Source organism: Niallia sp. RD1 (genome assembly GCF_024219955.1).
Taxonomy (GTDB): Bacteria; Bacillota; Bacilli; order Bacillales; family Cytobacillaceae; genus Niallia; species Niallia alba.
In genome coordinates, this window is sequence record NZ_CP100420.1 from 299,600 (window position 1) to 312,224 (window position 12,625).

Genomic DNA, 12,625 nt, shown 5'->3' on the forward strand with positions numbered 1-12,625 from the left:
AACCAATCGGACCTTTACGGACAGTTGATCTCCCTCCTATCTTCCTCGTATTCTCAGAAGCTTAAGGGGGGAGTCTTACTGTCCGTTAAGAGTGGGATAAAGTGAAACTTCTATCAGTGGGGGGTTTTCCTTCCTCCCCCACTGATGGTTAGTTGAACCAATCGGACCTTTACGGACAGTTGATCTCCCTCCTATCTTCCTCGTATTCTCAGAAGCTTAAGGGGGGAGTCTTACTGTCCGTTAAGAGTGGGATAAATATATACTATTATATAGTTGTCGCCATAGTGAAACAAGCAAGAAGCCTTTTCTTCGTAAGAGAGAAAAGGAACAACTTAGACATTTTTTAATAGACTCGTTGCAATCACTTGAAAGATTGGTTTCACAGATGATGCTCTTTTCTTCGCATTTTCTAATAAAAAGATGATCTCATCAATTTCTTCTGGGCTTAGTTTTTCTATAATCCAATCTTCTAACTCCTGATTTTTAATTTCGATATTTTGATTAGGTATTTTTATCGTGTGATATTTCATTAATTCATTATGAATAAGATTTATATGGTATTGATATTTCTTTTCCTTATGTATAAGCAACGATTTCGATAGATTTTTATTCATGTGTATTCTCCTCTCTAAAAACGTCTTATATCTTCTAATCTGGTCAATTCCTTCTATATTTTCTGGTCAATATATAGCTATTATAATAGGAAAACAATGTCAAAGGCCTTATTCCCTAGTAACTTCTACTAAAATAGGCAAAAAGAATTATTCCAACTAGTTAAAAAGTCTGTTTTATCCAAGATGGAGGTAAGGTAATATTTACTAATAAGGGGATGCGACGTAGCAATATGACCATTATATAAAGGAGACAAATGATATGGAAAAAGGAACGGAAGATATTATTGGGTATCGTATAAAAAAAGATGTTTATTCTAACTCCATTGAAGGTTTATTTCTACTAAAAAAGGGTGCAACTCTTACAAAGAAACATGTAGAATTGCTCACGAAGCATCAAGTAAATCCATTTGATGTAATTAGCTCTACAGAAGAAACCTCACCTGTCTCCGTAAGTGATACATTTACTAGTTTATTAGATGAAGTGAAACAAACCTTCCATCATATACTAGAACAGGATGATAGCAAGGTTGAAAATCTTCTACATACTTATGAAAAAATAATAGATTTTTCCCTGCAAGAATTAAATATTTTAGAAATTATTCATCAAGAAACTTCGCCAAAAGACTATATTTATCAACATAGTATTAACGTTGGTGTTATTTCAGCGATTATCGGAAAAATACTAGGCTTATCTAGAAAACAATGTCACTTACTTAGTCAAATGGGGTTATTTCACGACATCGGCATGCTAAAAATCGATTCATCTATTATAGAAGCACAGAATCGCTTGACCCAAAAAGAATATAAGGAAATCCAAAAACACACGATATATGGAAAAAGTATGTTATTTCAAATTGCTCAATTGGATATTTTAATATCAAGAACTGCTCTATTACATCATGAAAAAATAAATGGCAAAGGCTATCCATCTCAACGAACGGAAAAGGAGATTCCTTTCCTAATTCAAATCGTTTCCGTAGCAGACAGCTTTAATAGCATGTGCTCTGCTTATACCTATAAAGAAAAGAAATCTCACTTTGAAGCCATCTATGAATTAGTGAATGAATCATATGGGAATGCTTTAAATCCTGCTATTGTTATACCTTTCACCAATTTTATTATGCGGAAACAACTTTTTAAAAAGGTCACCTTATCCAATAATGAAATAGCAGAAATCATTTTTATCCATCAAAATGAGCCACATTTACCATTAGTTCGTCAAAAGGATGCTTATATAGACTTACGTAGGGCGTCCTCTTTGAAAATTTCTGGATTAGCAAATTAATAATAATTATTCCACCAATAAAAATGGCCAAATCACGAATGATTCGGCCATTTTTTCTGATTAAGATTTTTAAACCCCTTTATATGCTTTGCGATAAATATCTGCTAATTCTGTTACTAACGGCAATTTAGGGTTAGCTGTTGTACATTGATCTTCAAAAGCGCGGTCTGCTAAATAATCTACTTTTGCTTCAAATGCTTTTGCATCTACCCCTTGTGCTGCAATACTCATTGGAATATTCAGTTCTTTCCCTAAACGGATTACCGCATTAATAAAGTTTTCTACTCCTTCTTCCACTGTATTAGCTGGCAAACCTAAGATTCTTGCAAGCTCTGCATAACGCTGATCTGCCTTAAAATGCTCATATTTAGGGAAACTAGCCAGTTTTTTCGGCTTCTCTGCATTATAACGAATTACATGCGGCATTAAGATAGCATTTGAACGTCCATGGGCAATATGGAATTCCGCACCCAATTTATGAGCTAAGCTATGGTTAATTCCTAAGAAGGCATTAGCAAATGCCATCCCTGCTATGGTAGATGCATTATGCACTTTTTCACGTGCTTCTTCGTCATTGCCATTGCGATACGCTCTTGGTAAATATTCAAAGATTAATTGCACGGCTTTCACAGCTAATGCGTCAGTATAGTCATTGGCCATAATGGAAACATATGCTTCAACAGCATGTGTTAACACGTCCATTCCTGTATCTGCTGTAATAACAGGAGGAACAGTCATCACAAATTGTGGGTCGATAATAGCAACATCTGGAGTTAATTCATAGTCTGCCAATGGGTATTTGATATTTTGTTTTTTATCTGTAATTACGGCAAAAGAAGTAACCTCTGAACCAGTTCCAGAAGTGGTTGGGATCGCTACCATTTTTGCTTTTTCTCCTAATTTTGGATACGTGTACACTCTTTTACGAATATCTAAGAATTTTTGTTTTAAGCCAAAGAACTCTTCATCTGGATGCTCATAGAATAACCACATTCCTTTGGCGGCATCCATTGCAGATCCCCCGCCTAATGCAATAATACAATCCGGCTGGAATTTAACCATTTGTTCTGTTCCTCTTTGAACCGTATCTAATGACGGATCTGGTTCTACGTCTGAGAAGACTTCTACATGCACCATATTTGATCTTTTTCGTAAATGATACAATAATTTTTCTACATATCCTAACTTCACCATAAAACCATCTGTTACAATAAATACCCGAGAAATATCATTCATTTTTTGTAAATATTGAACAGCATTCTTTTCAAAATAAATTTTTGGTGGAATTTTAAACCATTGCATATTTACATTCCTTTTAGCTAGTTTTTTAGTATTGAGTAAATGAACATCTGTTACATTTGTAGAAACAGAGTTTTTACCATAAGATCCACAGCCTAACGTTAAAGATGGAACAAAAGCATTATAAATGTCTCCTATCGCACCTTGTGAAGACGGAGCATTATTGATAATTCTGCAAGCCTTTACTCTTAATGAAAATTCTTTTACTACCTCATCATCTTCCGAATGAATAACTGCTGTATGTCCTAAGCCACCGAATTCTAGCATTTCTTCCGCTCGCTTTATTCCTTCTTCTGTCGATTTAACTTTATAACAAGCTAGCACAGGACTTAACTTCTCTCTGGATAACGGGAAATCTGCTCCAACACCTTCCAGTTCTGCTAGTAATACCTTCGTATCCTTAGGCACTTCAACCCCTGCTAATTTAGCTATATAAGAAGCGGATTTCCCTACAATATTGGGATTTACAGCGCAGGTTGCTTCATTTATAACAAGCTTTTCTACTTTTTTTCTTTCTTCTTCATTCAAAAAATAACACTTATAATGAATTAACTCATTTTTAACTTGATTATAAATTTCTTTGTCAATAATTACTGCCTGCTCAGAAGCACAAATCATTCCATTATCAAAAGTTTTTGATAAAATCAAATCGTTGACTGCCCTCTTAATTTTTGCTGATTTTTCGATATAACATGGAACATTTCCTGGGCCAACTCCTAGTGCTGGTTTTCCACTGCTATAAGCGGATTTCACCATCCCTGGCCCACCTGTAGCGAGAATTAACGAAATTTCCGGATGATTCATTAGCTCTTGTGTCATTTCAATCGATGGTTTTTCAATCCATTGAATACAATCTTTTGGTGCACCGGCCTCCACAGCCGCATCTCTTAAGATTCGAGCTGCTTCGCTACTACATTTCTGGGCAGATGGATGAAATGCAAATATAATCGGATTTCTTGTTTTAATTGCAATAATCGCCTTAAACATCGTCGTAGATGTTGGATTCGTAACAGGTGTTACACCTGCAATAACCCCAATAGGATCTGCAATTTCCACAATGCCAGTTTGATCATCATCACGAATTATCCCAACTGTACGATCATATTTAATATTATTATAGATATATTCAGTGGAAAAAATATTTTTTATAATTTTATCTTCATAAACCCCTCTCCCCGTTTCCTCTACAGCTAACTTGGCTAAATACATTTGCTTATCCAAGCCTGCTACTGCCATTTCTTTTACTATCCGATCAACTTGTTGTTGGTCTAATTGATAAAATGCTTCTAATGCTTTTTTCCCTTTGGTCGCCATCTCATTCATTAAATCGATATTTTCTTTCTTCTTATTTACCTCATTTTCTGTAATCGACATTTCTAACTACACCCCTCTCTTTTGATAGCGCTCACATAAAGAATGCTAGCGATTTCTCTCTTCTCCCAAAAGAAACTATTTATTCAATTGACCACATCCCCTTTTTCATCATTAATTTGATGTCCTTCTTTGGATGCTCTTTTCATGTATCATTTTAAAAGGTATTTCCAAAATCTTCAACATAAAAAAACATTTTTTCGCAATTTATTGAAAAGGCTTTCATTTTTATTCACAAAAAATTCACAAAAGTCAAATAAGGATAACTTAATCTATCAAGTTGTTTCCCCAAAAAAAGAACTGTCCTTGAGGTATCAAACCTTACAAGTATTGTTCTTGTAGGGTCTGAACCTCTGTTTGGAACAGTTCGCTAACATTTATTTTTTGTCCATCACGAAAATTTCTCTTTCTTATCTTTAAACCCCTTTATATGCTTTGCGATAAATATCTGCTAATTCTGTTACTAACGGTAATTTAGGGTTTGCTGTTGTACATTGATCTTCAAAGGCACGATCTGCTAAATAATCTACTTTTGCTTCGAATTCTTTTGCATCTACTCCTTGTGCTGCAATACTCATTGGGATATTTAACTCTTTTCCAAGTCTGATTACTGCTTTCACAAAGTTATCTACACCTTGTTCCACTGTATTAGCTGGCAATCCTAGAATTCTTGCAAGCTCTGCATAGCGTTCATCTGCTTTAAAGTATTCATATTTAGGGAACGCTGTGAACTTCTTCGGTTTCTCCGCATTGTAACGGATAACATGTGGCATTAAGATAGCATTTGAACGCCCATGGGCAATATGGAATTCTGCTCCTAATTTATGAGCTAAACTATGGTTAATTCCTAAGAAAGCATTTGCGAAAGCCATACCAGCTATTGTAGATGCATTATGCACTTTTTCACGAGCCTCTTCGTCATTACCATTACGATATGCTCTTGGTAAATATTCAAATATCAATTGAACTGCTTTCACAGCTAATGCATCTGTATAGTCATTGGCCATATTAGATACATATGCTTCCACCGCATGTGTTAATACGTCCATACCAGTATCTGCTGTAACTGCTGGTGGAACTGTCATAACAAATTGTGGATCGATGATTGCTACATCTGGTGTTAATTCATAATCTGCTAATGGATATTTAATATTTTGTTCTTTATCTGTAATTACTGCGAAAGATGTTACTTCAGATCCAGTACCAGAAGTAGTTGGAATTGCAACAAATTTAGCTTTTCCACCTAAAGAAGGATATTTATAAACCCTTTTACGGATATCTAAGAATTTTTGCTTTAATCCGAAGAACTCCTCATTTGGATGTTCGTAGAATAACCACATACCTTTTGCTGCATCCATTGGAGATCCACCACCAAGCGCAATAATGCAGTCTGGTTGGAATTTAGCCATCATTTCTGTTCCTCTAACAACTGTTTCAATAGATGGATCTGGCTCAACATCTGAAAATACTTCTACTTGCACTAGGTTTGAACGTTTTCTTAAGTTATAAAGTAATTTATCTACATATCCGAATTTAACCATGTATGGATCTGTTACGATAAATACTCTAGAGATATCCTTCATTTTTTGTAAATATTGTACAGAGTTTTTCTCAAAATAAATTTTTGATGGAACTTTAAACCATTGCATATTTACATTCCTTTTAGCTAGTTTTTTAACATTCAATAAATGAATGTCTGTTACGTTAGTAGATACAGAGTTTTTACCATAAGATCCGCAGCCAAGTGTTAAAGATGGCATGAAGGCATTGTAGATGTCACCAATTGCGCCTTGAGAAGATGGTGCATTGTTGATGATGCGGCATGCTTTCATTCTTAACGCAAAGCTTTCAACTACTTTTGGATCTTCAGAGTGAATAACAGCTGAGTGTCCTAATCCACCGAATTCTAGCATTTCTTCTGCGCGTTTGATTCCTTCTTCTGTTGATTCTACTTTATAGCATGCAAGTACTGGACTCAATTTTTCTCTTGATAGCGGGTAATTTGGTCCAACAGCTTCTAATTCTGCAAGAAGAATTTTTGTATCTTCTGGAACTTTTACTCCTGCTAAACCAGCGATATAATGAGCAGATTTACCAACAATATCCGGATTTACTGCACATGTATTTTCATTGATTACTAGTTTTTCTACTTTTGCTAGCTCTTCATTGTTTAAGAAGTAACAACTATTTCTTATCAATAGATTTTTGACTTCATCATATATTTCTTTATCGATGATTACAGCTTGTTCAGATGCGCAAATCATTCCATTATCAAATGTCTTAGAAAGAATTAAATCATTCACTGCTCTTTTTACTTTTGCTGTTTTTTCGATATAACAAGGTACGTTACCAGCTCCAACACCAAGTGCAGGTTTTCCACAACTATATGCAGATTTAACCATTCCTGGTCCACCAGTTGCAAGAATTAAAGCAATGTCATTATGGTTCATTAACGCTTTTGTTGTTTCAATAGAAGGTTTTTCTACCCATTGAATACAGTTTTCTGGTGCCCCTGCTTTCACAGCTGCATCTCTTAAGATTCTTGCTGCTTCGCTGCTACATTTTTGTGCGGATGGATGGAAAGCAAAAATAATTGGATTACGTGTTTTTATAGCAATAATTGCTTTAAACATAGTAGTAGATGTTGGGTTTGTAACAGGTGTTACCCCTGCAATTACACCGACTGGGTCAGCAATTTCCACAATTCCTGTTTGTTGGTCTTCATTTATTACGCCAACGGTACGATCGTACTTAATATTATGGTAGATATATTCAGTCGAGAATATATTCTTTGTAATTTTATCTTCGTAAATGCCTCTTCCCGTTTCTTCAACAGCAAGTTTAGCTAGATACATATGTTTATCTAAACCGGCAAGAGCCATTGCTTTTACAACTTCATCTACTTGCTCTTGATCTAAGGACATAAACTCATTTAGAGCTTTTTTCCCTTTCGCCGCCATTTCATCAATAACTGCTTGCACATCTACTTGCTCATTTTTCGCTTTTACTTCTTTTTCAACAACTGACATCGTAGATCCCTCCAATATAGAGAATAATTATAATGTTAAATTATTCACAAATTACTTTAAAGAAAAACTACTAATATAGTAGTTAACTTTGCCTACTAACTTCCTACAATCTTGTTGCATCTTTTCGTAGTTTCTTGTTGTTTTTCTTTACAAACTAATCATATAACGACTTGCTGAAACCTTCAAGCCTATTCATAAAATTTTGTGCAGTTTTTCACAATGTTGTTCACATTTTATACAAATTTGAAAAATCCCCTTATTTTTTCTATAATATAAAATGTGATAAAATCAACAATGAAAGGGTTTACAGTGTGAATAAAAAAATAGATAGAACAAGTGCTGATCATGATACCTATCAATTTATTATCCGTGTCTCCTATCAGCTGTTTATGGAATTAGGATATCGAAAAGTTAGTACAAGAATGATTGCAGAACATTGTGGGATAACACAGCCAGCCTTATATCACCATTTTAAGAATAAGCAAGACATTTATAAAGCAGTAATTAATACCTCTATTCAACAAACAGAACACGCTCTATTAAAAATTACGGAAGAATTTCAAAATCTAGAAGAATGTATCTATCAAATCGCTATTTACTTTTTAGAAAATTATCAAGAAGATTTAATGCAAATGTTCCACGACTTACAACATGAAATGCCAAATGATATACAAACGCAATTAAGAATTCGCTGGCAAGAGGGATTTTTAAAACCCATTATTCAAGTGTTTGATCTAGAAGAAAAGAGCAATGACAGTATTTCCTTTCAAACCATAGAGAGTAATAGCGAGGAAATTGCGTTAATGTTTCTTCAATACATTCAAACAGCCATGCAACCTGCTTATATGAAACAACTTTCCACTGAACAACAAAAAAAGGAAATTAAGCGGAAAGCAAAGTTAATCGTTCACCTATTTTTATTTGGACTAGTAAATAGGTAATGTTCTTTCAAAAAACACTTCATTTATTGCAAAAATAAATATATACTCAACTTATCAATTGATAAGTTTTTTTAGAACCTGCTTATCGATTGATACGTTACGCTTTTAAGGAGTGGAAAAATGAAACATTATATTTATCGTTATTTTGCCGCGGTAACTAGTAAAACGGGAAAGTGGATCACATTAATCTCTTGGCTTCTCCTTGTCGGGATATTAAGCATGCTCCTACCTCAAGCTAGTTCCCAAAAAAATGATTTGGCTGGAAATATTCCAACTACCGCTTTATCACAGCAGGCTGAAGAAAAAATGAAAGAGGAATTTTCTAATGAACAAGGAACTCCTGCGTTAATTGCATGGTTTCGATCAACCGGCTTATCCGATCAAGATTTAGAACAAATTCAGAAACTTACCAACCAATTAACAGAGGACCCACTTATTCATCAGGAAACGATTATTCCTTATCATCAACTACCTTTAGAGGCAATAAAAAAACAAATTTCCGAAGATGGAACAACTATAGTTCTCCCTATATTATTTGAGAACAACTTAGCAACAACTGAACTAAAAGTAAGTATGAAAGAACTAGAAACTGTTGCAAACGACATATTGGAGGATAATCCTTTTAATACTACATTAAAAGACGATACGAAATTACATGCGAGAACGACTGGTCCTGTCGGCATCTCTATTGATGCTACAGAGCTATTTAGCCAAGGTGACTTATCATTACTTATAGGCACTGTTATTATTGTATTAATTTGCTTGCTCATCATTTACCGTTCTCCAGTGTTAGCGTTAATTCCTTTAATTGGAGTTGGTATCGCCTATGGAGTAATCAGCCCTTTACTTGGCTTCTTTGGAGAGTTAGGATGGATTGAATTCGATTCTCAGAGCATTGCCATAATGACTGTATTACTTTTTGGAGCTGGTACAGACTATTGTTTATTCATAATTAGTAGATATCGAACTTTATTAACAAAAGAATCTATAAAAGAAATTGCGATGCAAAAAGCACTGGAACGTTCCGGCGGAGCAGTAGCAATGAGTGGCTTAACAGTAGTGTTTTCCCTCCTTGTATTATTATTAGCTCAGTATGGCGCTGTCCATCGATTTGCTATCCCATTTAGCTTATCTATCCTTATTATGATGATTGCGAGTCTGAGTCTAGTACCTGCTATTCTATCTATTATCGGAAGATTGTCTTTTTATCCATTCGTTCCTAAAACAGAGGAATTATTATTAAAAAAAGGTGCAAATAAATTACCTAATCAAAGAAAATCACTTGGAAACGCGATTGGTACTATGGTAACAAAACATCCATGGAAAGTGACGATTCTAACGACAATATTGCTTGGTTTTTTTGCTCTATTTTCCCTTAAAACAGAGTATACGTATGACTTATTGTCCTCTTTCCCTGATGATATGCCTTCTAGAGAAGGATTTGCTTTAATTGAAGATCACTTTAATGCGGGAGAACTCGCTCCAGTCTCTGTTATGATTAATACAGAAGGAAAAGATGTAAAAGTGGAGGAATCCTTAAAAGAATTGGATTTTATCGCCACCGTATCAGAGGCTGAAATAGGTAAAAGCAACCCTGAATTAGTAAAGTATTCCTTGGAACTCCAAAACAATCCTTATTCGAATGAAGCGATGGATAAACTACCAACTATTCGTGAAACATTGGAACAGAAACTTCAAGATAGTGGCATTAAAAATCCAAAGGATAAAATTTGGCTTTCTGGAATTACTGCAGAACAATATGATACAAGAGAAGTAACAAACGAAGATGCCCAACTAATTATTCCGGTTATTTTAGTTATGATTGCCATCCTTTTACTTATTTATCTACGCTCCATTACGGCAGCCATCTATTTAATCGCATCTGTTCTTCTTTCCTACTTTAGTGCGTTAGGTCTAGGATGGATTATTCTCCATTATGGTTTTGGCGTAGAAGCAATTCAAGGGTTAATTCCGTTGTACTCCTTCGTATTTATCGTGGCATTAGGAGAAGATTATAATATTTTTATGATTTCAAGTATATGGAAGAAAAGCAAAGAGATGCCGCTCTTACAAGCAGTGAAAGAAGGCGTTGCAGAATCAGGTGGCGTTATTACTTCTGCTGGAGTTATTTTAGCTGCTACCTTTATGGTATTGACTACTTTACCTATGCAAGTACTTGTCCACTTTGGAACGATAACGGCTATTGGAATTGTTTTAGATACTTTTATTGTAAGACCTTTTTTAGTACCAGGAATTACTTCCCTATTAGGAAATGCTGTCTTTTGGCCAAGCAAGAAAATTCATGTAAAAGAAAACGAATAATTTATCCCACTCTTACTGTCCGTACAGGTCCGATTGGTTCAACTAACCATCAGTGGGGAAGGAAGGAAAACCCCCACTGATAGAAGTTTCACTTTATTCAATCCTCCAAGCTTATTTTAAGAGAAGCCTTGGAGGAATTTTTATCTTCAAACTTATTCCTCTCACCCTTGCTTATCCTAAATAAAAAAAGCATAGTTTTAAAAAAGCCTTCTCCATTTTTTCTAAATAAATTTCAATTTCTTAAAACAAAACCCTCTTCCCATCCGTCTATCACTTGTAAAACTTAAGTTATTACGTATTTAATTCCATAAAGGAGCTCTTGTATGTTTAACAAAAATAAAAAAGAAACGGAGTTAATTGCATTTATTATGGATAATAAAGCAAGCTTCTATCGATTTGCATATTCCTATGTACGAAATCAAGAAGATGCCTTGGATATTGTCCAAGATTCTATTCATAAAGCACTTAAAAAACAGCACCAATTAAAGGATATTTCTATGATGAAAAGTTGGTTTTATCGAATAGTCGCTACTACCTCTCTTGATTTTTTGCGAAAAAGGAAACGATGGCATGTTACAGACGATGAAAATCTGGAAATACTCGCTTCAAGTTCAGTCGATACTTACAAAAATTTAGATTTAGAACAAGCTATTAATCAGCTTCCTCCATCTTACAAAACAATTGTTATCCTTCGTTTTTTTGAAGATTTAAAGCTGGAGGAAATTGCTTCTGTATTAGGCGAAAATATTAATACAGTCAAAACGAAGCTTTATAAAGCACTAAAAATACTACACATAGAAATGAAATAATGATGGAGGAATATAATGGATAAAAAATTTGAGGATATGAAAAATGAATATTTAAGTGTTGCAATTCCAGAGGAACTTGAGAAGCGAATACTTAAGTCCATTAAAAGGCATCGTACTTTAAAAAGAATTTCACATAATGCTATCTTCCTAGCAGCATCCATTCTTTTATTAATTACGACAGTTAATATAAGTCCAGCAGCAGCAAGCACCTTAGCAGATATTCCATTTTTAAACAAAGTCATTAAAGTCGTTACAATAGCAGAATGGAAAGAAACGAAGGAAAATAGTCAGCTAAATTTAAAAACTCCTAAAGTAACTGGCTTAGAGAATGAAGCTCTTTCACATGCATTAAACCAACAATATGTACAAGAATCAAAAGAGCTTTATGCTAAATTTCAACAAGAAACAGCAAATGAAGCTGGAAACTATTCACTTGAAAGTGGCTATATCGTTAAAACAGATGATGATTTAATATTCTCCCTTGGTAGATATACAACAGAAATAAAGGCATCGGCTGCAGAAACTATTCACTATGTTACAATCGATAAGCAAAACGAACTATTAATCACGTTACCTAGCTTATTTAAGGATGAATCCTATATTAATTCGATCAGTGAGTATATTTTAAATGAAATGAATCAACAAATAAAAGCAGAGACCGGAAATTACTTCATAAAAAATCAAAACGATCCAGATGGATTTGAAAAAATCGATAGCTCTCAAAACTTCTATATAAACACAAACCATCAATTAGTGATTTGCTTTGATGAATATGAGGTAGCACCAGGTTATATGGGTACGATCGAGTTTCCTATTCCGACAGAAATCATAAAAGATCATTTAGTAAGTGATTTATATATAAAGTAAACATAAGCATCGGTTCAATAGACTTAGTCAGAGGAACGAACATATCTCATTCCCTCTGACTTTTTCTTTTTTATGGATGAAAAGTTTT

The 12,625-nt window shown here is 34.4% G+C and carries 8 protein-coding genes; 5 read left to right on the forward strand and 3 right to left on the reverse strand.

The features are described 5' to 3' along the window. Positions 1 to 332 precede the first annotated feature (332 nt). Positions 333 to 614 carry a hypothetical protein gene (locus NKG37_RS01565; protein ID WP_016203385.1) on the reverse strand — a complete coding sequence of 94 codons (282 nt, stop codon included), beginning with the start codon at positions 612 to 614 and terminating at the stop codon, positions 333 to 335. A gap of 259 nt (positions 615 to 873) precedes the next feature. Here NKG37_RS01565 and NKG37_RS01570 point away from each other — a divergent pair, with 259 nt between their 5' ends. Continuing rightward, a complete protein-coding gene (locus tag NKG37_RS01570) occupies positions 874 to 1,899 on the forward strand; it encodes an HD-GYP domain-containing protein (protein ID WP_016203386.1) in 1,026 nt (341 codons plus the stop codon). Between the two features lie 69 nt (positions 1,900 to 1,968). Here NKG37_RS01570 and adhE (NKG37_RS01575) read toward each other — a convergent pair whose 3' ends face one another. Continuing rightward, positions 1,969 to 4,572 carry a bifunctional acetaldehyde-CoA/alcohol dehydrogenase gene (gene adhE / locus NKG37_RS01575; protein WP_254415686.1) on the reverse strand — a complete coding sequence of 868 codons (2,604 nt, stop codon included), beginning with the start codon at positions 4,570 to 4,572 and terminating at the stop codon, positions 1,969 to 1,971. Positions 4,573 to 4,985: 413 nt separating this feature from the next. After that, on the reverse strand, positions 4,986 to 7,598 hold the full coding sequence (gene adhE / locus NKG37_RS01580; RefSeq protein ID WP_016203387.1) for a bifunctional acetaldehyde-CoA/alcohol dehydrogenase: 2,613 nt from the start codon (positions 7,596 to 7,598) through the stop codon (positions 4,986 to 4,988). A gap of 311 nt (positions 7,599 to 7,909) precedes the next feature. Here adhE (NKG37_RS01580) and NKG37_RS01585 point away from each other — a divergent pair, with 311 nt between their 5' ends. From NKG37_RS01585 to NKG37_RS01600, 4 genes are all read left to right on the forward strand, one after another. After that, positions 7,910 to 8,539, forward strand: coding sequence for a TetR/AcrR family transcriptional regulator (locus tag NKG37_RS01585; protein ID WP_224427754.1), 630 nt, complete (start codon positions 7,910 to 7,912; stop codon positions 8,537 to 8,539). A 120-nt stretch (positions 8,540 to 8,659) separates the two neighbouring features. Then, positions 8,660 to 10,861, forward strand: coding sequence for an MMPL family transporter (locus NKG37_RS01590; RefSeq protein WP_169189084.1), 2,202 nt, complete (start codon positions 8,660 to 8,662; stop codon positions 10,859 to 10,861). 323 nt (positions 10,862 to 11,184) lie between these two features. Further along, the gene (locus NKG37_RS01595) at positions 11,185 to 11,670 is read left to right on the forward strand and encodes an RNA polymerase sigma factor SigV (protein ID WP_254415687.1); all 486 of its coding nucleotides are present in this window, start codon (positions 11,185 to 11,187) and stop codon (positions 11,668 to 11,670) included. A 15-nt stretch (positions 11,671 to 11,685) separates the two neighbouring features. After that, positions 11,686 to 12,537 carry an anti-sigma-V factor RsiV gene (locus NKG37_RS01600; protein ID WP_169189086.1) on the forward strand — a complete coding sequence of 284 codons (852 nt, stop codon included), beginning with the start codon at positions 11,686 to 11,688 and terminating at the stop codon, positions 12,535 to 12,537. Positions 12,538 to 12,625 lie beyond the last annotated feature (88 nt).

Excerpts from the sequence above, each read along its gene's own strand:
- NKG37_RS01565 (WP_016203385.1), bottom strand. The coding sequence starts at position 614 with ATGAATAAAAATCTATCGAAATCGTTGCTTATACATAAGGAAAAGAAA.
- NKG37_RS01570 (WP_016203386.1), top strand. The coding sequence starts at position 874 with ATGGAAAAAGGAACGGAAGATATTATTGGGTATCGTATAAAAAAAGAT.
- adhE (WP_254415686.1), bottom strand. The coding sequence starts at position 4,572 with ATGTCGATTACAGAAAATGAGGTAAATAAGAAGAAAGAAAATATCGAT.
- adhE (WP_016203387.1), bottom strand. The coding sequence starts at position 7,598 with ATGTCAGTTGTTGAAAAAGAAGTAAAAGCGAAAAATGAGCAAGTAGAT.
- NKG37_RS01590 (WP_169189084.1), top strand. The coding sequence starts at position 8,660 with ATGAAACATTATATTTATCGTTATTTTGCCGCGGTAACTAGTAAAACG.
- NKG37_RS01595 (WP_254415687.1), top strand. The coding sequence starts at position 11,185 with ATGTTTAACAAAAATAAAAAAGAAACGGAGTTAATTGCATTTATTATG.
- NKG37_RS01600 (WP_169189086.1), top strand. The coding sequence starts at position 11,686 with ATGGATAAAAAATTTGAGGATATGAAAAATGAATATTTAAGTGTTGCA.